Genomic DNA, 21,743 nt, shown 5'->3' on the forward strand with positions numbered 1-21,743 from the left:
CACCGCTGTCCACGCACCGGCGTCCACCGCCTTCTTCGTTCAGAGCAGGAGCCACCACGTGACCACGCCCAACGCGCTCGCCGCCCTCAACAGCCGGTCCTCGCTGACCTCCCCCGAGGGCATCACCAGCCCGCCGATCGACGACCTGCTCGAGCAGGTCAGCTCGAAGTACGCGCTGGCGATCTACTCGGCCAAGCGCGCCCGCCAGATCAACGACTACTACGCCCAGCTCGGCGAGGGCCTGCTGGAGTACGTCGGCCCGCTGGTGGAGCCGGGCCCGCGGGAGAAGCCGCTGTCCATCGCGCTGCGCGAGATCCACGCGGGCGTGCTGGAACACACCGAAGGCGAGTGAGCCGAGAACTCCCGTGACTGAGCAACCTTCCCGGGAGCGCCCGCGGGTCGTGCTCGGCGTCAGCGGCGGCATCGCCGCCTACAAGGCGTGCGAGGTGCTGCGGCGGTTCACCGAATCCGGCCACGACGTGCGGGTGGTGCCCACCGAGGCGGCGCTGAACTTCGTCGGCTCCGCGACCTTCGAGGCGCTGTCCGGGCACCCGGTGCGGACCGGCGTGTTCACCGACGTCGACCAGGTCCAGCACGTCCGGCTCGGCCAGGAGGCCGATCTGGTCGTGGTCGCGCCGGCCACCGCGGACCTGCTCGCGCGGGCCGCGCACGGCCTGGCCGACGACTTGCTGACCTCCACGCTGCTCACGGCCCGCTGCCCGGTGCTGGTGGTGCCCGCGATGCACACCGAGATGTGGGAGCACCCGGCGACGCGGCAGAACGTGGCGACGTTGCGCGCCAGGGGAGTGGTGGTCGCGGAACCGGCCAGCGGCAGGCTCACCGGCAAGGACACCGGCAAGGGCCGGTTGCCGGACCCGGTGGAGATCGTCGACCTGGGCCGGTTGCTGCTGTCCTCGGCCGCGGCGCTGCCGCGGGACCTGGCAGGCCGCCGCGTGGTGATCTCCGCGGGCGGTACCCGGGAGCCCCTGGACCCGGTGCGCTACCTGGGCAACCGTTCCTCGGGGCGGCAGGGCTACGCGCTGGCGCGGGTGGCCGCGCACCGCGGCGCCGAGGTGGTGCTCGTCTCCGCGCACACCGCGGACCTGGTGGAACCGGCCGGGGCGCGGGTGGTGCACGTGGGCACCGCGGAGCAGCTGCGGGAGGCGGTGCTCACCGAGGCGGACGGGGCGGACGCGGTCGTGATGGCCGCCGCCGTCGCCGACTTCCGGCCGGTGGACCTCGCCGAGCACAAGATCAAGAAGGTGGACGCCGATCCGCCGCCGGTGAAGCTGACCCGGAACCCGGACATCCTCGCCGAGCTCGTCGAGCAGCGCCGCGACGGCCGGATCCAGGTCGGCGCGGTCGTCGGCTTCGCCGCCGAGACCGGCGACCCGGACACCACGGTGCTCGAACACGGCCGCCGCAAGCTCGGCCGCAAGGGCTGCGACCTGCTCGTGGTCAACGCGGTCGGCGACGGCAAGGCCTTCGAGATGGAGGACAACGCGGGCTGGCTGCTGTCCACCGACGGCACCGAGACCCCGCTGCCGCACGGCGCGAAGTCCCTGCTCTCGGCTCGGCTGTGGGACGCTGTGACGCGGCGGCTCGAGCAGGGCTGAGTCCGGGCCGCACCCGTTCCCCAGGGGGTGGACCGTGCGGCGGCTGTTCACCAGCGAGTCGGTGACCGAAGGTCACCCGGACAAGGTGTGCGACGCGATCAGCGACGTGGTGCTCGACGCGCTGCTCGCCCAGGACCCGCTCTCCCGCGTGGCGGTCGAGGCGATGGTCACCACCGGGCAGGTGCACGTGGTCGGCGAGATCACCACCGAGGCGTACGCGGACATCCCGGACCTGGTGCGGCGGCGGGTGCTGGAGATCGGCTACGACTCCTCGGCGAAGGGCTTCGACGGGAACTCCTGCGGGGTGAACGTCGCCATCGACGCGCAGTCCCCGGACATCGCCCGCGGCGTGGCGCGCGGGTACGAATCCCGGGTGCAGGGCGTCGACGACGAGGTGGCCCGCCAGGGCGCGGGCGACCAGGGGCTGATGTTCGGCTACGCCTGCGACGAGACCCCCGAGCGGTTGCCGGTGCCGATCGCGCTGGCGCACCGGTTGGCCCGGCGGCTGGCCGCGGTGCGCAAGGGCGGGCTGCTGCCGCACCTGCGCCCGGACGGCAAGACGCAGGTGACCATCGCCTACGACGGGGACCGGCCGGTGGCGCTGGACACCGCGGTGGTCTCGGCGCAGCACGCGGACGGGGTGGACGAGGCGCGGATCGCCGCGGAGCTGCGGGAACTGGTGCTCGGGCCCGAGCTGGCCGCGCTGGACCTGGACGTCTCGGCCGCGCGGACGCTGGTGAACCCGACGGGCCGGTTCGTGCTCGGCGGGCCGATGGGCGATGCCGGGCTCACCGGGCGCAAGATCATGGTGGACACCTACGGCGGGGCCGCGCGGCACGGCGGCGGTGCCTTCTCCGGCAAAGATCCGTCCAAAGTGGACCGGTCCGGTGCCTACGCGCTGCGCTGGGTCGCGGTCAACGCGGTCGCCGCCGGACTCGCCCGGCGCATCGAGGTCCAGGTGGCCTACGCCATCGGCACCGCGGCCCCCGTCGGCCTGTTCGTGGAGACCTTCGGCACCGAAACCGTTGCGCCGCAACGGATCCAGGCCGCCATCGACGCCGTCTTCGACCTGCGGCCGGCGGCGATCATCCGCGACCTCGGGCTGCTGGACGTCCGCTACGCGCCCACCGCCGCGTACGGCCACTTCGGACGGACCGACGTCGAACTCCCCTGGGAGCGCGCCGATCGGGCCGAGGCGCTGCGCGCCGCGGTGTGATCACTCCCAGCCGTGCACCGAGAACGCGGGGCCGCCGCCGCGCAACGCCCGCAGGCCCACCGCCGCGTAGCCGATCATCGGCTCCGGCAGCGCGTCCAGCTCGAACCAGCCGAGCTCGTGGCACTTCGCCGGCTCCCGGTTCACCGGCTCGCCGGACCAGCGCGAGGTGCGGAAGAAGAAGCCGAACCGCGGTTCCTGGCCGGGGCCGGTGATGTGCACCGAATGCACGTGCACCAGGTCGGCCGGGTCGATCCGCACCCCGACCTCCTCGTCGGCCTCCCGCACCGCCGCCGACACCACGTGCTCGCCCGCGTCCACCTTGCCGGAGGGCAGGTGCCAGCAGCCGTCGAACGCGTCCCCGCGACGCCTGCTCAGCAGCACGCGCGAACCGCGCAGCAGCGCGATGTGCGCGTCGACGAGATGGCGGTCGGGCATGGGCGGGAATCCTCACCGGTGTGCGGACGACGGCCCCCGAGTCTACGAAGGGGACGTGAGCACCGACATGTCGCGGGCCGACCGGAGCGGCCGGTGTGCCACCATTCCAGGCGGAAGAAGAACGGCTGGCGAGGAGGAGACGGTCGATGTGCGGTGGTCAACGCCATAGCGGGTTCCGCCCGCAACGCGTCGCGGGCGGAACGCCCCGCCGCCCCGCCTGAACCGGGGCCGTCCCGCACCACCGAATCCGCAAAGGAACCACCATGCTCCGGGTCGCCGTGCCCAACAAGGGATCGCTGAGCGGTCCCGCCATCCAGCTGCTCTCCGACGCCGGCTACCGCGTGCACCGCGAGCACAAGGCGCTGTTCGCGACCGACACGGCCAACGACGTCCAGTTCGTCTTCCTGCGCCCCACCGACATCGCCCGCACCGTCGGCAGCGGCGTGCTCGACGTCGGCATCACCGGCCAGGACCTGTTGCAGGCGGCCGGAACCGACGTGAGCACCACCGAACTGCTGCCGCTGGACTTCGGGGTGTCGCGGTTCTTCTTCGCCGCCCCCACCGGGCGGCTCGGCGCGCTCACCGAGCTGGACGGCAAGCGCGTCGCCACCTCGTTCGCGCCGCTGGTCTCGGCGGCCGCCGCGGACCTCGGCATCGAGGTGGAGATCATCGAGCTCGACGGTGCGGTGGAGACCGCGGTCGAGCTGGGGCTCGCCGACGCCATCGCCGACGTGGTGGAGACCGGTGCCTCGCTGCGCGAAGCCGGGCTGCAGACCGTCGGGGAACCGATCCTGCGCTCCGAGGCGGTGCTGGTGCGCGGCACCCGCGAGCTGCCCGAGGACAGCGAGCAGGCGATCGAGAAGCTGATCCAGCGGCTGCGCGGCGTCCTCATCGCCCGGCAGTACGTGATGATGGACTACAACTGCCCGACCGGGTCCCTGGACGCCGCCCGCAAGATCACGCCGGGCATGGAGGCGCCGACGGTGTCCCCGCTCGACGAGCAGGGCTGGGTGGCGGTGCGGGTGATGGTGCCGCGCCACCAGGCCCAGGTGATCATGGATTCGCTGTGGGCGGCGGGCGCCCGCGCCATCCTCGTCACCCCGCTCGAGGCCTGCCGCCTCTGATCCCGCACAGGTGAATGGCCCATTCGACCGGTCGTGGTGGGCGAGTGGGCCATTCACCTGAGGTGTGGGCGGGATCAGTCGAGGAGCGTGTAGTTCAGGTCCTTGCAGACCCGGCCCAGGGGCACGTCGAGGCCCGGGTGGTCCAGCGGGAGCAGCACGTCGGGGGCGTCGGGGAGCGCCGACGCCGACGGTGGGTCCCACAGGCACAGCGACGGGTTCCCGCCGTCCATCGCCGACCGGTACCAGAGCCCGTCGAGCTCCGGGTAGGCCGCGCGGATGCTGCGCGCCCACGCCTGGGTGCGCTCCTTCGGCCCGTTGCTGATCGCCTGCGAGGCGCCCGCCCGCGTCGCCCACAGCCCGGCCAGGTCCAGCAGCCGCAGCGTGCGGCGCGGCCGGAACAGCACCAGGTGCGGCTTGCGGGTGCGCCGGTCCACAGTGGACGTGGCTTGGAAGACCTCGGCGATGCAGGTGCGCACCGACAGCGAGAAGTACAGCACCCCGTGCTCGCGGGTCACCGTCGGCCCGCCCTGCGTGTTCGGCAGGTGCGGGTCGAAGCGCGCGTGCGGCAGCGGTCCCGCGTAGCGGAAGCTGTCCCACTGCTGCGGGTGGTTGCCGCCGGAGGTGAACACCCGGGCGAGCCGGGTCCCCGCGGGCACCGCGATCACGTCCTCGGTGCGGCGCAGCATCGCCTGCAGTACCGCAGGCGCCGGCGGCTGGGGGAGTCTTGCCAACTGATGTCCTGGTGGGTTCGCGGTGCGGGGCCGGTCAGGCCGGGGTGCCGATCGCCGAGGCGAGGTCGGCGACGCGGCGCGCGCTGCCGCCCGCGAGCAGCCACTCGCGCGGGCTCACCGGCCGGTCGCCGAGTTCGAGGTCGTCCTGCGCGGTCGTCATGAACTTGGCGAGCACCAGGGCGGGCTGGTCCTGCGGCATCCCGGCGAGCACGGTCTCCAGCCCGGGGAGCACGTCGTCGTCGCTGAACTGCCAGGCGGGCAGCCGCCAGCCGCCGCGGTCCTTCCAGCCGATGAGCCGCCCGTCGCCGATGCGGTGCCGGATGCGGCTGGAGTCGACGCCGATGCGTTCGGCGGCCTGGTTGACCGACAGCGCGGTATCGCGCAGCACCGCCTGCTCGGCTACGGTGCGGGCGCGCGGATCCGTCTCGTCGGTGGCCAGCGGTGCCAGGTCGAGCCCGGCTTCCGCGAGGGCTTCGCGCTCGGCGGTGGTGAAGTGCGCTGACGGGTCGACCTGCGGCGTGATGAGCCGCTTCGCGGCGTCTTCCACGAGCGAGAGGAATTCGTTGGCGGTGACCCGCAGTCCTGCCCGGGCCAAGATGGTCTCCAGCGCGACTGTCATGTCCCCAGCGTAGCGCGTTCTGGGCCAAACGTGTGCGCGATCGTGCGCTCCGCAATGGTGAATCACCATATGTAGCAGGCGGGTCGCACAGCGTGCCGCGTCCATCCGGCTGACGGAGGACCCGGGCGAACCTATCGGGCGATTCGGCGGTTCCGGCGGAAAATCCTCGCCCGGAACTGGAAACGATCTCCGTTTTTGCTGGCGAGTCCGCAGTGGATCAGCCGGGACCGTCTCGGCGCCCCGGGGTGGGAGCGACTCCCCGACGTGAAGTCCAGGGCCGGACGGGTGGTCCGGTCGGGTAGTGGGCCGGACGGCGGCGCGAGCCCGGTGAACGTCGCAAGCGGCCCGCGGAGGGCTTGACGCGACCCCGCGGCAGGCCGTTCACTGGCCCGTACCGACTGGTCGGTCTTTCGAGTGGGAGCAGTGCATGAGCAAGCGATTCGACGGCCGGGTGGCGATCGTGACCGGCGCCAGCCGCGGCATCGGGCTCGGCATCGCCGAACGCCTGGTGTCCGAAGGCGCCCAGGTCGTCCTCACCGCCCGCAAACCCGAACCCCTGGAGGAGGCCGTCGCCGCGCTCGGCGCCGAGCACGCCCGCGGCATCGCGGGCAAGGCCGACGACCCCGACCACCAGGCCGAGGTCGTCGAGCGGACCCTCGCCGACCACGGCCGGATCGACATCCTGGTCAACAACGCGGGCATCAACCCCGCCTACGGGCCCGTCATCGACGTCGAACCCGGGGTGGCGCGCAAGACCTTCGAGGTCAACGTGCTCTCCGCGCTGACCTGGACGCAGCAGGTGCACCGGGCGTGGATGGCCGAGCACGGCGGTTCGGTGCTCAACGTGTCCTCCGTCGCCGGGCACCGGCCCTCGCCGGGCATCGGCTACTACGGCGCGACGAAGGCGATGCTCTCGCTGCTGACCCAGCAGCTCGGCGTCGAACTCGCGCCGAACGTGCGGGTCAACGCCGTCGCCCCCGCCGTGGTGAAGACGCGGTTCGCCACCGCGCTCTACGCCGACGACGAGGACGGCGTCGCCGGCTCGTACCCGCTGAAGCGGCTCGGCGAACCCGCCGACATCGGCGCCGCCGCCGCGTACCTGCTCTCCGACGAAGCGTCCTGGATCACCGGGCAGGTGCTCACCCTCGACGGCGGACTCACCCTCACCGGAGGCGTGTGATGCGGCTGGACGGGTCGGTCGCCGTCGTCACCGGTGGCGGCAACGGCATCGGTGCGGCGCTGTGCCGCCGGTTCGCGGGGCAGGGCGCCGCGGTCGTGGTCAACGACCTCGACGCGGCGGCCGCCCGCGCCGTCGCCGCGGAGATCGGCGGGCTCGCCGTGCCGGGCGACGCGGCGAGCGAGGACGGCGTCGCCGAACTCGTCGGCACCGCCACCGAACGGCACGGGCGCATCGACCTGTTCTGCGCCAACGCCGGCGTCGCCGACGGGGGTGGTCCCGATGCGCCGGAAGCGGCGTGGGCCCGCTCGCTGGAGGTCAACGTCATGGCGCACGTGCGGGCCGCGCGGGCGCTGCTGCCGCAGTGGCTGGAGCGCGGCGAGGGCCGGTTCCTGGCCACCGTCTCGGCCGCCGGGCTGCTCACCATGCTCGGCTCCGCGCCGTACTCGGTGAGCAAGCACGCCGCGCTGGCGTTCGCGGAGTGGATGGCGATCACCTACGCCGACCGCGGGATCGTGACCCAGGCGCTGTGCCCGCAGGGCGTGCGCACCGACCTGCTGGACGGCACCGGCGAGACCGGCAAGAAGCTGCTCGCGGACGCGGCCATCGAACCCGAGGAGGTCGCCGACGCGGTGCTGGCCGCCCTCGACGACGACCGGTTCCTGATCCTGCCGCACCCCGAGGTCGCCGACTACTACGCGCTGCGCTCGGCCGACCCCGCCAAGTGGCACGGCGGCATGCGCAAGCTCCAGCGCGGCCTGGACTGATCGGCCGGTCGATAGCCTGGTGGGCGAGGAAGAGGAGGCGCACATGGCCGGCACGGAGGTCCGCACGGCACCGGAGGTCGCCGAAACGGTGCCGCAGCGGCTGCTGGCGGCGGCGACGCGGCTGTTCGCGGAGCACGGGTTCGAAACGACCTCCGTGCAGCAGATCGTGGACGCCGCCGGAGTCACCAAGGGCGCCATGTACCACTACTTCGGCTCCAAGGACGACCTGCTGTACGAGATCTACGCGCGGCTGCTGCGGGTGCAGACCGCGCGGATGGAGCAGGAGGCCGAAGGCGACTCGCCCGTCGCCGAGCGGCTGCACGCGGTCGCCGCCGACGTGGTGGCGACCACCGCGGCCAACCTGGACGACACGGTGATCTTCTTCCGGTCGATGCACCTGCTGCACCCGGACAAGCGCACCGAGGTGCGCGCGCAGCGCCGCCGCTACCACGAGCGGGTGCGGGCGCTGATCGAAGAGGGCCAGGCGACCGGGGTGTTCCGCGCGGACAAGTCCGCGGAGCTGGTCGTCGACTTCTTCTTCGGCTCGGTGCACCACCTCGGCACCTGGTTCCGGCGGGACGGCGAGCTGACCGGCGAGCAGATCGGCGAGCACTTCGCGGACCTGCTGCTGGCATCCCTGCGGCCATGACCGGTCGCGGGCACGACCGAGGAGCGGCGGTGCTCCTCGATGCGGAGGTGTTGTGTGAAGGCGTGGCGGCTCAACGAGAACGGTGAACCGCAGGACGTGCTCCGGCTCGACGAGGTCGACGACCCGCGGCCGGGCCCGGGACAGCTGCTGGTGCGGGTGCTGGCGACGCCGGTGAACTTCCCGGACGTGTTGCTGTGCCGCGGCGAGTACCAGATCAAGCCGCCGCTGCCGTTCACCCCGGGCGTGGAGCTGTGCGGCGAGGTCGTCGAGGTCGGCGAGGGCGTCGCGGACTTCGGCCCCGGCGACCGGGTGCTCGGCTCGGCCTCGCTGCCCACCGGCGGGTTCGCGGAACTGGCGCTGATGGACGCGCCGCGCACCTTCCCGGCGCCGGAGTCGTTGTCCGACGCGGAGGCGGCTTCGTTGTTCATCGGCTACCAGACCGGCCACTTCGGACTGCACCGGCGCGCGAACCTGCGCGCGGGGGAGACGCTGCTGGTGCACGCCGCCGCGGGCGGTGTCGGCTCCGCCGCGATCCAGCTCGGCAAGGCCGCCGGGGCCAAGGTGATCGGCGTCGTCGGCGGGCCGCGGAAGGCCGAAGTGGCCGCGGAACTCGGCGCCGACCTGGTGGTGGACCGGCGCAGCGAGGACTTCGTGCCGGTCGTCAAGGAGTTCACCGGCGGCAAGGGTGCCGACGTCGTGTACGACCCGGTGGGCGGGGAGACCTACGCGAAGTCCACCAAGTGCATCGCGTTCGAAGGCCGCATCCTCGTGATCGGCTTCGCAGGCGGCACCATTCCCACGCCTGGCCTGAACCACGCGCTGATCAAGAACTACTCGATCGTCGGCCTGCACTGGGGCCTGTACAACGAGCGGAACCCGCAGCTGGTGGTGGACGCGCACCGCGACCTGACCCGGCTGGCCGACGAGGGCCTGATCCGGCCGTTGATCAGCGAGCGGCTGCCGCTGGACGCGGTCGCCGACGCGGTCCGCCGGGTCGGCGAGGGCAGCACCGTCGGCCGCGTCGCCTACGACGTCGCCGCGAGCTGACCGGGCCGGTCCGCCGGAGGGTGGCACCGACGAGTCCTGGTGCGCCCGTCGCGCGCGGCGGAGACTGGGAATCGTGGAGCGGATCGAACTCGCCGACTTCCTCCGGCGCAGGCGAGCCCTGCTGCGACCGGAGGACGTCGGCGCCCCGAGCGGCGGGCGCCGCCGCACGCCGGGGCTCCGGCGCTTCGAGGTCGCCGAGCTCGCCGGCATGTCCCCGGACTACTACGCCCGGCTTGAGCAGGGGCGCGGCCCGCAGCCGTCGGCCGAGCTGCTCGGCGCGCTGGCCCGCGCGCTGCGGCTGACCCGCGACGAGCGCGACCACCTGCTCCGCCTCGCCGGGCACCACGCGCCACCGCTCCTCGGTGGCGACGAGCACGTCGGCCGCGGCCTGCTGCGCATGCTGGACGGGCTGCGCGACCTGCCCGCCCTCATCGCCACCGATCTCAACGTGGTGCTCGCGCAGAACGCGATGGCCGATGCGCTGCTGGGCGAGCAGACCCGGTTCCGCGGCCTGGCGCGCAGCTGCACCTACCGCTGGTTCACCGAACCCGCGATGCGCGAACGCCACCCCGCGGACGATCACGCGCACGAGAGCCGCGCCCAGGTCGACGACCTGCGGGCGAGCCTCGCGCTGCGCCCGGCCGATCCCGCCGCGCGCGAGCTCGTCCGGGCGCTGCGCGCGGACAGCACCGAATTCGCCGAGCTGTGGGACCGGCACGACGTCGCCGTCCGGCGCAGCGACCGCAAGCGCATCCGGCACCCCGAGATCGGCCTCGTCGAGCTCGACTTCGACGTGCTGGCCACCGCCCGGCAGGACCAGCGGCTCGTCGTGCTCACGCCCGCGCCGGGCAGTGCGGCGGTGTCCCGGTTGGAGCTGCTGGCCGTCCTCGGCCGCGAACGCGTCGCCCCGTCCGGCGACTGACCGCGCTCCCCGCCACGCCCAGCCACATCCCGCCCCGCCAGGAGGAAGATCCGTGCAGCCCACCCGCCTCGGCGAGGTCCGCGTCCTCGCCCGCTTCGACCGCGCCGCGGGCCAGGTCGCCGAGAGCATCGCGCTCGGACCGGACGGCTCCGCGGCCATCGGGATGATCCGGGCCCGCCAGGTGGTGCGGGTCGCGCCGGACGGCACCACCCGCACGCTGGTCTCGATGCCGACGCCACCGGGCGGCGGGACGACGCCGGTGGTGGGGAGCTCCGCGGTGACCGGGGTGGCGCGGGCGGCCGACGGCACCCTGCACTTCCTGTACTCCGGCGGGCGGGGCGGCATGACCGGGATCTGGCGGCTCGACGGCGAACCCCGGCTCGTGGTGGAGCTGCCCGCCGACAGCATGCCGAACGCGCTGGTCGCCGACGGGGACCGCTTCCTGGTCACCGACTCCACCGGCGGCCGCATCTGGCAGGCGCCGGTGGGCGGCGGTGCGGCCGCGGTGTGGTCGGCCGATCCGGCGCTGGCGCCCGACGGGTTCTTCGGTGCCAACGGGCTGAAGGTGCACGACGGTGCGGTGTGGGCGAGCAACTCCGACCACGGCACGCTGCTGCGCATCCCGGTGACCGCGGACGGTGGTGCCGGGACCGCCGAGGTCCGGGCCGAGGGGCTCGCGGGCGTCGACGACTTCGACTTCACCGGGCGGGGCGACGAGGTCCTCGCCGCGATCAACCTGGCAGGCGAGCTCGTGCGGATCACCCCGGACGGCAGCCGCGAGACCCTGCTGGACGGCATGCGCGGGACCACCGCCGTCGTCGTCCGCGATGACCACGCCTACGTCACCAACGGCGCCAACCACGCCGAGACCGGTTCGAACCTGCTGATCGCGGAACTGCTGCGCGGCTGACGACGGCATCCCGCCCGGCGGGAGCGCTTCACCTCGCCCGGTCGCAGGACTAGGTTCCCTGCAGCGTCCCCGGCGGTACCGGGGACGTCGACCGCCGCCGCGCAGCTGGAGATCGCATGGCCGACACCGCCGCACCCGCGGAGCAGACCCGGCTGGACCGGGTGCTCAACCTCGTCGAACGGGCGGGGAACCGGCTGCCCGAACCGTTCCTGCTGTTCGCCCTGCTGTTCGCGCTGGTCGCCGTGGTGTCCACCGCGGTCGCCGCGTTCGGGGTCTCGGTGCGGATTCCCGGCGCCGACCAGGACACGCCGGTGCGGGCGGCGCTGTCCGGGGACGGGCTGCGGTTCCTGTTCACCGAGCTGCCCGCGAACTTCATCGGCTTCCCGCCGCTGGAGACCGTCGTGACGATCATGCTCGGGGTGGGGGTGGCCGAGCGGACCGGGCTGCTCACTGCGCTCATCAGGGGCGCGTTCGGCGGGGCGCCGCGCTGGGTGCTGCCCTACGCGGTCGGGTTCGTCGGGATCACGTCCAGCGTGATGGCCGACTCCGCGATGATCATCGTGCCGCCGCTGGCCGCGCTCGTGTTCAAGGCCGCGGGCAGGCACCCGGTGGCGGGCCTGCTCGGCGGGTTCGCCGCCGCGGGCGCCGGGTACTCCACCGCGCCGGTGGTGACGAGCCTGGACGCGCTGTTCTCCGGGATCAGCAACGAGGTCGCCTCGATCCTGCCGGACCCGGGCACGACGGTGACGCCGGTGTCGAACTACTACTTCAACGTGGTGTCCTCGATCGTGCTGGCGCTGCTGGCCGGGTTCCTGATCGACCGGGTCATCGAGCCGCGGCTGGTGCGGTCCGGGGTGCCGCGGGAGGAGAGCGGGGACGGGACCGGCGGCGCCGCGCCCGAGGAGCTCACCGCCACCCTGTCCGCCGCCGAACGGCGCGGACTGCGCTGGGCGGGGATCGCCGTCGCCGTGCTCCTCGCGGCCGTGCTGGCGCTGGTGCTCTGGCCCGGCTCACCGCTGCGCAACGACGCGGGCGGATTCCTGCCGGAGTCGCCGCTGCTGGACTCGGTCACCACGCTGATCTTCCTGGCGTTCCTGGTGCCCGGCGTCGCGTTCGGGGTGCCGTCCGGGGCCGTCACCGGCGCCGGGGACGTGCCGAAGCTGATGGCCGCTGCGCTGCGGGACCTGACCGGCTTCCTGGTGCTGGCGTTCATGCTCGGCCAGTTCATCGGCCTGTTCAACTGGACGAACCTGGGCGCGGCGCTCGCCGTCGGCGGTGCCGACCTGCTGCGGGCGCTGGGGCTGGCGGGATTCCCGGCGTTCCTCGGGTTCATGGTGCTGGCCTCGGTGCTGAACCTGTTCATCATCTCCGGGTCGAGCCTGTGGACGCTGATGGCCGCGGTGTTCGTGCCGATGTTCGTGCTGCTCGGCTTCGAGCCCGGGTTCGCGCAGGCCGCGTTCCGGGTGGGGGACTCGGCGACGCAGATCATGACGCCGCTGAACCCGTACATGATCATCATCCTGGGTTACCTGCGCCGGTACGAACCGCAGGCCGGACTGGGCACGCTGGTCGCGCGGATGGCGCCGTTCGTGGTGCCGTTCTGGTTGCTGTGGGCGCTGGTGCTCACCGCCTTCTACTTCGCGGACCTGCCGCTGGGGCCGGGCATGGGCATCCGGTTGTGACGCGCCGCCGCGGGGAACCCTGCGGGCGCACCGGTCCCGGCGGCAGGAGGCGAGCGCGATGCAGCAGGCGGGGATTCCGTCCCGGATCGAGGTCGTGGAGGTCGGCCCGGGCGACGGGCTGCGGCACGAGCGGACGGCGATCGCCGCACCGGACCGGGTCGAGCTCGTCGAACGGGCCGTCGCGGCCGGGCTGCGCCGCATCGAGGTCGCGGCCTTCGGCGCGGATTCCGGCGAACCGGAACGGCTGCTGGCGGCGCTGCCCCGGCCGGACGGGGTGCGGTACCTGGCGCTGGTGCTGGACGAACCCGGGCTCGACCGGGCCGCCGCGGCCGGAGTGGACGAGGTGAACGCGATCGTCGCCGCCACCGACGGCCACGCGGCCCGCACCCGGTGCAGCAGCACCGAGCAGGACCTGGCGCGGTGGGCGGAACTCGCCGCCCGCGCGCACCGCCACGGGTTGCGCCCCATCGCCACGATCGCGGTCGCGTTCGGCTGCCCGCTGGAGGGCGAGGTGTCCGCCGAGCACGTGGCCGCGCTGGCGCGCCGGATCGCCGACGCCGGGCCCGCCGAGATCGTGCTCGCCGACACCGCGGGCACCGGCGTGCCCACGCAGGTGGTGCGGGTGTTGGAACGCGTCCGGGAGGAGGCGCCGGGAGTGCCGGTGCGCTGCCACTTCCACAACACCCGCAACACCGGCTACGCGAACGCCGCCACCGCCTTCCTGGAAGGAGTGGCGGCGCTCGACGCGAGCATCGGCGGCATCGGCGGATCGGCGGAGGTGCCCGGGTTCGGCGGCACCGTCGCCACCGAGGACCTGACCTACCTGCTGACCGGGATGGGCGTCCACACCGGACTCGACGCCGACGCGCTGGCCGCCGCGGGCACTTGGCTCGGCGAGCGGCTGCACCGCGACGTCCCCGCCATGCTCGGCAGAACGTCCTGAGCCGCGCGGGTGAACGGCCCGGGGCGGGCCGTTCACCCCGGGATCAGAACAGGACTCGGGTGAGGCCCTGGGCGACGCAGGCCGGCTTCTCCGCGCCCTCGATCTCCACGGTGGACTCGACGGTGAGCTGCACGCCGCCGTCGATCTCGGCGACCTCGGCGAGCCGGGTCCGCGAGCGCACCCGCGCCCCGACCCGCACCGGGTTCGGGAACCGCACCTTGTTCAGCCCGTAGTTGATGCCCATCCGCACGTTCTCGAACCGGTAGGTCTGCGCGTTGAGCGCGGACAGCAGGCTCAGCGTGAGGAAGCCGTGCGCGATGGTGCCGCCGAACGGCCCCTGCTCCGCGCGGTCGGTGTCGACGTGGATCCACTGGTGGTCCAGGGTCGCGTCGGCGAACCCGTCCACCTGCTCCTGGGTGATGGTGAGCCAGTCGCTGGTGCCCAGGTCGGTCCCGGTGGCCGCGCGGACTTCATCGGCGCTGGTGAACACGCGCATGGTCGCTCCTGTTCGAGGGGGTGTCAGGCGGGGAGGTCGGCGAGTTCCGCGATCCTGGCGCGGTGGCGGTCCGCGGTGCCGAAGGTGAGCTGGGCGCTCTTGGCCCGGCCCAGGTAGAGGTGCACGGGGTGCTCCCAGGTCATGCCGATGCCGCCGTGCAGCTGCAACGATTCCTCGGCGGCGAGCACCGCCAGGTCGGAGCAGTACGCCTGCGCGAGCGCGACGGACAGCTCGGCCTCGGTGCCCGGTTCGTCGCGGCCGAGCGCGTCGGCGGCGGCGCGGGAGGTGGCGCGCGCGGTGCTCACCCCGGACCACAGGTCCGCGAGCCGGTGCTTGACGGCCTGGAACGAGCCGATGGCGCGGCCGAACTGGTGCCGGGTCCGCACGTAGTCCACTGTGGAATCGAGGCTGTGCTGGGCGAGGCCGACCTGTTCGGCGGCGAGCACCCCGGCCGCGGTGAGCAACGCCCGCCGCAGCACCGGTTCCGCGTCCGCGGCGATCAGTTCGCCGCGCGCCCCGGACAGCTCCACGGTGCCGAACCGGCGCGTCAGGTCCAGCGGTGTCACGGGATTCCGCGCGACGCCGGGATCCGACGTGTCCACCGCGTACAGTCCGGTGCCGTCCGGCCCGGTAGCGGGCACCAGCACCAGATCGGCGACCTCCAGGTCGACCACCGCGGTCACCGAACCGGTCAGCTCTCCGCCCTCGGCGCGCACCCCGCTCGGCAGCGGCGCGGACGGCGCGGTGGTGAGCCCGACCGCGACCGTCGCCACCCGCTCACCGGCGGCGATGCCCGGGATCGGGCCGGTCGCCCCCGCCGCGTCGAGCGCGGCCGTGGCCAGCACGGTGCCCAGGAACGGCACCGGCGCCACCGCCCGGCCGAGCTCCTCGGCGACCACCGCCAGCTCGCGGACCCCGGCACCCGAACCACCGGCCTCCTCCGGCACCGCCAGCGCGGCGATCCCGAGCTCCCCGGCCAGCGTCCGCCACAGCGCCAAGTCGTACGGCTCGTCCGACTCGCAGCGGGCGAGCACCGAACCGATCTCGCAGCGGTCCCGCAGCACCCGGCGCACCGCCGCGCGCAGGTCCTCCTCGACCTCGGTGTAGAGCAGGTCGGCGCTCATCGCGGCAGCTCCTTCCACGGCACGTCCTTGTCCGTGCGGATCTCCGGCGGCAACCCGAGGACCCGTTCGGCGATCACGTTGCGCAGCACCTCGGAAGTGCCGCCCTCGATGGAATTGCCCTTCGCCCGCAGGTACCGGTAGCCGGGACCGCGGCCGGTGAAGTCCACGTTCTCCGGGCGGCGCAACGTCCAGTCGTCGTAGGCGAGGCCCTCCTCGCCGAGCAGCTCCAGCTCGAAACCGGAGATCTCCTGGTTGAGCCGGGAGAACGCCAGCTTCACCGCCGACCCCTCCGGGCCGGGGGTGCCGACCGCCAGCTGCTGGCGCAGCCGTTGCCCGGTGAGCCGGGTGGCCTCCGCCTCCACCCACAGCCGCAGCAACCGGTCGTGGGCGCCGGGCGTGCGGGCCTCCGGGTGCGCGCGCCACTGCTCGGCGAGCACGCCGATCATGCCGGACTCGCGGCCGGTGTTGCCGCCACCGATGGCGACCCGCTCGTTCATCAGGGTGCCCATCGCGACCTGCCAGCCCTGGCCGACCTCGCCGAGCCGCTGCGCGTCGGGGATGCGCACCCCGTTCAGGAACACCTCGTTGAACTCGGCCTCACCGGTGATCTGGCGCAGCGGCCGCACGTCCACGTCCGGATCGGTCATGTCGCACACGAAGTACGACAGGCCCTTGTGCTTCGGCGCGTCCGGATCGCTGCGCGCCACCAGGATCGCCCACTTCGCGCGGTGCGCGAACGAGGTCCACACCTTCTGGCCCTCGACGATCCAGTCATCGCCGTCGCGCACCGCCCTGGTCGCCAGCGCCGCCAGGTCCGAACCCGCACCCGGTTCGCTGAACAGCTGGCACCACACCTCTTCGCCCGTCCACAACGGACGGAGGAAGCGGGCGCGCTGCTCGTCGGTGCCGAAGCGCAGGATCGTCGGCGCCGCCATGCCGAGCCCGATCCCGTTGCGGGACGGGGCGTTGTCCGGCGCGCCCGCGGCGGCGAACTCCGCGTCCACCACCGGTTGCAGCGCCCGCGGCGCGTCCCGGCCGCCCAGGCCCACCGGGTAGTTGACCCACGCCAGCCCGGCGTCGAACCGGGCGCGCAGGAACTCCAGCCGGTCACCGCCGGGATCGTGCTCGGCGAGGAATTCCCGCACCGCGGTGCGCAATTCGTCCGCATCGGTCATCTCGGTACTCCACTTCTCCGGATACCTGAGAACACAAAACCCCCTGGCGAGCGGTGGGCACCCCGGAGGGCGCCCACCCAGGAACCGCACTGCCTGTCGCTGAACCTGCCCGGCGGATTCTCGTCAGCGGCGGAGCCGCTGAGCCGACGACCCAGCACGCGACCGGCGCCGCCGCTGAGGTTCCGCCACCTGAGCACTACGCGGCAGAAGTAGCGAGACAGGCGATCAGTCGCGCGGTCCGCCCGCCACGTAGAGGACCTGGCCCGAGACGAAACCGGAGCGCTCGTCGAGGAAGAACGACGCGGCGTTCGCGATGTCGTCCGGTTCACCGGCCCGGCCGACGGGGATGGTGGACACGGCCGCCTTCGAGAAGTCCTCGAAGCTCGCGCCGACCCGCTCCGCCGTCGCCTTCGTCATGTCGGTGGCGATGAACCCGGGCGCGATCGCGTTCGCGGTCACGCCGAACTTGCCGAGCTCGATGGCCAGCGTCTTCGTCAGCCCCTGCAACCCGGCCTTCGCCGTCGAGTAGTTCGCCTGCCCCCGGTTGCCCAGCGCGGACGTGCTGGAGAGGTTCACGATCCGGCCCCACCCGGCCGCCACCATGTGCTGCTGCACGGCCCGGCTCATCAGGAACGCGCCGCGCAGGTGCACCGACATCACGGTGTCCCAGTCCGAATCGGACATCTTGAACAGCAGGTTGTCCCGCAGCACGCCCGCGTTGTTCACCAGCGCCGTCGGGGCGCCGAGCTCGGTGGCGACCCGCTCCACGGCGGCCGCGACCTGGTCGGCGTCGCTGACGTCCGCGCCCACCGCCAGCGCCTTCCCGCCGGCCGATTCGATCGCCGAGACCGTGTCGGCGCAGGCCTGCTCGTCGAGGTCGATCACCGCGACGGCGAACCCGTCCTGGGCGAGCCGCTTCGCGGTGGCCGCGCCGATTCCGCGGGCGGCGCCGGTGACGATCGCGGTCTTGTTCGACATGGGTGGTTCCCTCACTTCGTCGTCGGGGGAGTTCCGGTTCGGGGGATGCGTCAGCGGTACTGCTTGAGCTCGCGGCGGGCCAGCGAGCGGCGGTGCACCTCGTCGGGACCGTCCACGATGTGCAGCGTGCGGGCGTGCGCGTACAGCGAGGCCAGCGGCGTGTCCTGGCTGACCCCGGCCGCGCCGTGCGCCTGGATGGCGCGGTCGACGATGGTCGTGACCATCTGCGGGACTGCGACCTTGATCGCCTGGATCTCGGTGTGCGCGCCCCGGTTGCCGACGGTGTCCATCAGCCACGCCGTCTTCAACGTGAGCAGCCGGTTCGTCTCGATGGCGATGCGCGCGTCGGCGATCCACTGCTGCACCACGCCCTGGTCGGCGATCGGCCCGCCGAACGCGGAGCGGCCCAGCGTGCGCCGGCACATCAGCTCCAGCGCGCGCTCGGCCATGCCGATGGCGCGCATGCAGTGGTGGATGCGACCCGGCCCGAGCCGGGCCTGCGCGATCGCGAAGCCCTCGCCCTCACCGGAGATGATGTTCTCGGCCGGGACCCGCACGTCCTCGAACACGATCTCGGCGTGCCCGCCGTGGTCGCCGTCGTGGTAGCCGAACACGTGCATCCCGCGCTCGATCCGCACCCCCGGCGAGTCCACCGGCACCAGGATCTGGCTCTGCTGGCGGTGGCGTTCGGCGTCCGGGTCGGACTTGCCCATCACGATGAGGATCGCGCAGCGCGGGCTCATCGCCCCCGACGACCACCACTTGCGGCCGTTGATCACGTAGTGGTCGCCGTCGCGCACGATGCGGGTGCCGATGTTCGTGGCGTCCGAGGAGGCCACGTCCGGTTCGGTCATGCAGAACGCGGAGCGGATCTCGCCGTCCAGCAGCGGCCGCAGCCAGCGCTCCCGCTGGGCATCGGTGCCGAACTCGGCCAGCACCTCCATGTTGCCGGTGTCCGGCGCCGAGCAGTTGAACACCTCCGGTGCCAGGTGCGGGCTGCGGCCCATGATCTCGGCGAGCGGCGCGTACTGCAGGTTCGTCAGGCCCGCGCCGTGCTCCCCGGGCAGGAACAGGTTCCACAGGCCCGCGTCCTTGGCCTTCGCCTTCAGGTCCTCGATGATCGGCGCGTGCGCCCACGGGTCGGCCGCGGCGGCCAGCTGCTCGTGCAGCACCGGCTCGGACGGGTAGACGTGCTCGTCCATGAACTCCGCGAGCCTGCCGCGGTACTCCTCGGTGCGGGCGTCGTAGCCGAACTCCATGTCATGCCTCCTCGTCGAGAGCGGACAGGCCCTGGGCGACCAGGTGCGGGACCAGCGCCCCGATGTGCTCGAAACCGTCCCCGACGGTCTGCCCGCGGGTGAAGCGGTAGTGGATGCCCTCGCTGATCACCGCGAGCTTGAAGAAGCCGAACGCCCGGTACCACTCCACATCGGACAGATCGGTGCCGCCGCGCTCGGCGTAGCGCTGCCACAGCTCGCTGATCGGCGGGAACCCGTACTCCGGGCCGATGCCCTTCGCGATCGGGTTCTGCTCCACGCCGTCCAAGCCCTCCCAGTACACCGCCAGCAGGCCCAGGTCGGTGAGCGGATCGCCGAGCGTCGCCATCTCCCAGTCCAGCACCGCGCCGATCCGCAGCGAGTCGTCCACCAGCACGTTGTCCAGCCGGTAGTCGCCGTGCACGATGCCGGTGCGCCGGGTCGCCGGGATGCGGGCGCCGAGCAGTTCGGCGAGCCGGTCGATGCCGTCCAGATCCCGGCTGCGGGAGGCGGCGAGCTGCTTGCTCCAGCGCCGCACCTGCCGCTCCAGGAACCCGTCCGGGCGGCCGAAATCACCCAGTCCCACCTGCTCCGGGTCCAGCGAGTGCAGGTCGGCGAGCACGTCGACCAGCCGCATCGACAGCTCGCGCCGCTGCTCGGTGCCGAGCCGCTCGGTCAGCTCGGGGGAGCGGTACACGGTGCCCGCCACGTGCTCCATCACGTAGAACGGGGCGCCGAGCACCGCGTCGTCCTGGCACATCAGGTAAGTGCGCGGCACCGGCACCGAGGTGTCCGCCAGCGCCGACATCACCCGGTGCTCGCGGCCCATGTCGTGCGCGGTCGCCAGCACGTGGCCCAGCGGCGGGCGGCGCACCACCCAGCGCTGCGCGCCGTCACCGACGACGTAGGTGAGGTTGGACCGGCCGCCCTGCACCAGTTCGCCGGTCAGCGGTCCGGTGACCAGGCCGGGCAGCTCCCGGTCCAGGTGCTCGCGCAGCCGGGTGAGGTCGAGTCCGGGCAGGTCGTCGCTCATGTCTCCTCCGCGGTGTCGGGTCCGAGTCCGGGCAGCAGCGCGCGCAGCTCGGCGCGGGTCTTCGCGGCCTCGGTGTGCAGCACGGAGCGCAACCCGATGCCCTCGGCGGCGTCCACGTTCGGCACGCCGTCGTCGACGAACACCGCCTCCGCCGGAGGCAGGCCGAGCCGTGCCAAGGTGAGTTCGTAGATCCGCGGATCGGGTTTGCGCAGGCCCACCTCGCCGGAGATGACGGCCAGCTCGAACAGCCCCTCCAGCGACTCCCACGGGTAGTTGTTGCCCCAGCTGTTCGACAGCAGCGCCGTGCGCAGCCCGGCGGCCCGCAGGTCGGCGACCAGCCGCAGCATCGCGGCGTCCGGGCGCATGTGCGCGAACATCCGCGCCATCAGCCCGTCCGGCTCGACCGGGCCGCCCTCGGTGGTGCGCAGGCGTTCCGCGAGCAGCCGGTCGAACTCGGCGGCGGGCAGCTCGCCCGTCTCCAGCCGGTGGATCGGGGTGCCCGCGGGGGCGCGGCGCGACAGCCACTCCTTGAGCGCGGCCGAGAACGTCCCCGGATCGATCCGCTCGGCGCGGGTCCAGGCGTCGATCGCGATCCGGCCCTGCGTGGTGAGCACCCCGCCGTAGTCGAAGATCACCGCTTGGATCGAGGAGGCCATGCACCGGACCGTACCGACTAGCCGGTATGCCCGCTAGACCTTTTTCAGGGGCCGTGGTCGGCCTGCGTCGGGGGCGGGTGGCGGAACCTCAGCGCCCTCCTCGCTGCGGGATCGTTTTCGCAGGTGGCTCCGCCACATGCGAAAACGCTGTCCTCGCGAGGAGAACGCTGAGAACCCGCTGCGGTGCCGGTTGACCAGGTGGTCGCTGCTCAGCGGCTTCGCCGCTGACAGGAAACCGCGGGCCGAAGTGGGCGCCCAGCGCCTGCGCCGCTGACAGGCGGTGGGCGCGGCGGTCAGGTGGGGTAGGCGGTGCGGAGGCGGGCTGCGTGGTCGAGGAACTCGGGGAGGGTGTCGCAGGTGGTGAACTGGAGGTCGACGAAGGCGTCCTCGACGCCCAGCTCGGCGACCTCGTGCAGGTAGTCGGCGATCTGCTCCACCGAGCCCTGCGCGGGGCGCTCACCGGGCGGGCCGAACTCGGCGTTGACCCGCAGCACCGTGCGCACCGGTTCCAGCCCGGCCTCCCGCGGGTGCTCCCGCAGCGCGGCGAGCTGGCGGCGCAGCGCGTCCAGCGGCAGGGCGATCGCCAGCCACCCGTCCGCGCGGCGGGCGATCCGCCGCAGCGCCGCCTCCGAACCGCCGCCGAGGTACACCGGCACCTTCCCCGTCGGCTTCGGCTGGAACTCGCCGGGGCTGATCGTCCAGAACCGGCCGCGGTGGCGCACCGGATCGGGACCCCACAGCGCCGCCAGCACGTCCAGGGTCTCGTCCAGCCGGGCGCCGCGCTCCGTCCACGGCACCCCGGCCGCCAGGTACTCGTCCTTGGACCAGCTCAGCCCCAGCCCGGCGATGAGCCGGCCGGAGCTGAGCAGGTCCAGGCCGGTGAGGGCGCGGGCCAGCGCGATCGGCGGGTGCAGCGGCGCGCTCAGCGTGCTCGTGCCCAGCCGGGGCAACGTCGTCGCCTGGGCCGCGACGCTCAGCGTCAGCAACGGGTCGAGCCCGGCCCGCATCTGCGGCGGCATCGTGCCGTCCCCGCCGGGATAGGGGGTGAGCAGCCGGTGCGGGGCGTGCACCCGTTCCCCCGCCCACAGGCTCTCGTACCCCATCGCCTCCGCCTCCGCGGCCACGGTGCGCACGTGGTCGGGGTGGGCGAACGCGCCGAATTGCGGAAGTCCCAGGCCCAGGCGCAT

At 73.2% G+C, this 21,743-nt stretch carries 23 protein-coding genes; 12 read left to right on the plus strand and 11 right to left on the minus strand.

Annotated features, from left to right (window positions below):
* The first annotated feature begins 58 nt into the window (after positions 1–58).
* From rpoZ to metK, 3 genes are read left to right on the plus strand one after another with little or no spacing between them, the layout of a single operon-like run.
* Positions 59–352 carry a DNA-directed RNA polymerase subunit omega gene (gene rpoZ / locus AC29IT_RS20135; RefSeq protein WP_224956551.1) on the plus strand — a complete coding sequence of 98 codons (294 nt, stop codon included), beginning with the start codon at positions 59–61 and terminating at the stop codon, positions 350–352.
* A 13-nt stretch (positions 353–365) separates the two neighbouring features.
* Positions 366–1,616 carry a bifunctional phosphopantothenoylcysteine decarboxylase/phosphopantothenate--cysteine ligase CoaBC gene (gene coaBC, locus AC29IT_RS20140; protein WP_358446611.1) on the plus strand — a complete coding sequence of 417 codons (1,251 nt, stop codon included), beginning with the start codon at positions 366–368 and terminating at the stop codon, positions 1,614–1,616.
* A gap of 43 nt (positions 1,617–1,659) precedes the next feature.
* On the plus strand, positions 1,660–2,832 hold the full coding sequence (metK, locus tag AC29IT_RS20145) for a methionine adenosyltransferase (RefSeq protein WP_488219844.1): 1,173 nt from the start codon (positions 1,660–1,662) through the stop codon (positions 2,830–2,832).
* On the opposite strand, the gene AC29IT_RS20150 is transcribed toward metK, so the two are convergent.
* Positions 2,833–3,267: an NUDIX hydrolase gene (locus tag AC29IT_RS20150; protein WP_358446608.1), complete on the minus strand. Its 435-nt coding sequence runs from the start codon at positions 3,265–3,267 to the stop codon at positions 2,833–2,835.
* A 263-nt stretch (positions 3,268–3,530) separates the two neighbouring features.
* On the opposite strand from AC29IT_RS20150, the gene hisG reads away from it, so the two are divergent.
* A complete protein-coding gene (gene hisG / locus AC29IT_RS20155; protein ID WP_488219770.1) occupies positions 3,531–4,391 on the plus strand; it encodes an ATP phosphoribosyltransferase in 861 nt (286 codons plus the stop codon).
* Between the two features lie 74 nt (positions 4,392–4,465).
* On the opposite strand, the gene AC29IT_RS20160 is transcribed toward hisG, so the two are convergent.
* Together AC29IT_RS20160 and AC29IT_RS20165 are read right to left on the minus strand one after the other, a co-directional pair.
* The gene (locus AC29IT_RS20160; RefSeq protein ID WP_358445927.1) at positions 4,466–5,122 is read right to left on the minus strand and encodes an RES family NAD+ phosphorylase; all 657 of its coding nucleotides are present in this window, start codon (positions 5,120–5,122) and stop codon (positions 4,466–4,468) included.
* A 34-nt stretch (positions 5,123–5,156) separates the two neighbouring features.
* Positions 5,157–5,741, minus strand: a complete 585-nt coding sequence (locus AC29IT_RS20165; RefSeq protein ID WP_224956545.1) for a DNA-binding protein — start codon at positions 5,739–5,741, stop codon at positions 5,157–5,159.
* Between the two features lie 427 nt (positions 5,742–6,168).
* Between AC29IT_RS20165 and AC29IT_RS20170 the strand changes: the two genes are divergently transcribed.
* From AC29IT_RS20170 to AC29IT_RS20205, 8 genes are all read left to right on the plus strand, one after another.
* The gene (locus tag AC29IT_RS20170; RefSeq protein ID WP_358445924.1) at positions 6,169–6,921 is read left to right on the plus strand and encodes an SDR family oxidoreductase; all 753 of its coding nucleotides are present in this window, start codon (positions 6,169–6,171) and stop codon (positions 6,919–6,921) included.
* Positions 6,921–7,685, plus strand: a complete 765-nt coding sequence (locus AC29IT_RS20175) for an SDR family oxidoreductase (protein ID WP_358445921.1) — start codon at positions 6,921–6,923, stop codon at positions 7,683–7,685. Before AC29IT_RS20170 ends, AC29IT_RS20175 begins: the two co-directional genes overlap by 1 nt.
* A 43-nt stretch (positions 7,686–7,728) precedes the next feature.
* Positions 7,729–8,334, plus strand: coding sequence for a TetR/AcrR family transcriptional regulator (locus AC29IT_RS20180; protein ID WP_488219771.1), 606 nt, complete (start codon positions 7,729–7,731; stop codon positions 8,332–8,334).
* A 54-nt stretch (positions 8,335–8,388) separates the two neighbouring features.
* Positions 8,389–9,381: an NADPH:quinone oxidoreductase family protein gene (locus AC29IT_RS20185; RefSeq protein ID WP_358445917.1), complete on the plus strand. Its 993-nt coding sequence runs from the start codon at positions 8,389–8,391 to the stop codon at positions 9,379–9,381.
* Positions 9,382–9,454: 73 nt separating this feature from the next.
* The gene (locus tag AC29IT_RS20190; protein ID WP_488219772.1) at positions 9,455–10,303 is read left to right on the plus strand and encodes a helix-turn-helix transcriptional regulator; all 849 of its coding nucleotides are present in this window, start codon (positions 9,455–9,457) and stop codon (positions 10,301–10,303) included.
* Between the two features lie 52 nt (positions 10,304–10,355).
* Positions 10,356–11,213: a hypothetical protein gene (locus AC29IT_RS20195; RefSeq protein ID WP_488219773.1), complete on the plus strand. Its 858-nt coding sequence runs from the start codon at positions 10,356–10,358 to the stop codon at positions 11,211–11,213.
* 116 nt (positions 11,214–11,329) lie between these two features.
* A complete protein-coding gene (locus tag AC29IT_RS20200) occupies positions 11,330–12,895 on the plus strand; it encodes an AbgT family transporter (protein ID WP_488219774.1) in 1,566 nt (521 codons plus the stop codon).
* A gap of 58 nt (positions 12,896–12,953) precedes the next feature.
* On the plus strand, positions 12,954–13,838 hold the full coding sequence (locus tag AC29IT_RS20205; protein WP_358445906.1) for a beta/alpha barrel domain-containing protein: 885 nt from the start codon (positions 12,954–12,956) through the stop codon (positions 13,836–13,838).
* A 43-nt stretch (positions 13,839–13,881) separates the two neighbouring features.
* On the opposite strand, the gene AC29IT_RS20210 is transcribed toward AC29IT_RS20205, so the two are convergent.
* The 8 genes from AC29IT_RS20210 to AC29IT_RS20245 form a co-directional block, all read right to left on the minus strand.
* The gene (locus AC29IT_RS20210; protein ID WP_358445903.1) at positions 13,882–14,334 is read right to left on the minus strand and encodes a MaoC family dehydratase; all 453 of its coding nucleotides are present in this window, start codon (positions 14,332–14,334) and stop codon (positions 13,882–13,884) included.
* Positions 14,335–14,357: 23 nt separating this feature from the next.
* Positions 14,358–15,458 carry an acyl-CoA dehydrogenase family protein gene (locus AC29IT_RS20215; RefSeq protein WP_488219775.1) on the minus strand — a complete coding sequence of 367 codons (1,101 nt, stop codon included), beginning with the start codon at positions 15,456–15,458 and terminating at the stop codon, positions 14,358–14,360.
* Entirely contained in the window at positions 15,455–16,633 is a 1,179-nt protein-coding gene (locus AC29IT_RS20220) for an acyl-CoA dehydrogenase family protein (RefSeq protein ID WP_358445897.1), read from the minus strand. The genes AC29IT_RS20215 and AC29IT_RS20220 overlap by 4 nt, the downstream gene beginning before the upstream one ends.
* Positions 16,634–16,858: 225 nt before the next feature.
* A complete protein-coding gene (fabG, locus tag AC29IT_RS20225; protein ID WP_358445895.1) occupies positions 16,859–17,611 on the minus strand; it encodes a 3-oxoacyl-ACP reductase FabG in 753 nt (250 codons plus the stop codon).
* A 50-nt stretch (positions 17,612–17,661) separates the two neighbouring features.
* Entirely contained in the window at positions 17,662–18,870 is a 1,209-nt protein-coding gene (locus tag AC29IT_RS20230; protein WP_488219776.1) for an acyl-CoA dehydrogenase family protein, read from the minus strand.
* A gap of 1 nt (position 18,871) precedes the next feature.
* Positions 18,872–19,900 (minus strand): phosphotransferase family protein, encoded by a 1,029-nt coding sequence (locus AC29IT_RS20235; protein ID WP_358445890.1) that lies wholly within the window; start codon positions 19,898–19,900, stop codon positions 18,872–18,874.
* Positions 19,897–20,556, minus strand: coding sequence for an HAD family hydrolase (locus AC29IT_RS20240; RefSeq protein ID WP_488219777.1), 660 nt, complete (start codon positions 20,554–20,556; stop codon positions 19,897–19,899). Before AC29IT_RS20240 ends, AC29IT_RS20235 begins: the two co-directional genes overlap by 4 nt.
* Positions 20,557–20,849: 293 nt before the next feature.
* A complete protein-coding gene (locus AC29IT_RS20245; RefSeq protein ID WP_358445885.1) occupies positions 20,850–21,743 on the minus strand; it encodes a TIGR03619 family F420-dependent LLM class oxidoreductase in 894 nt (297 codons plus the stop codon).

The sequence above is a fragment of the Saccharopolyspora sp. MMCC62 genome (genome assembly GCF_057736575.1).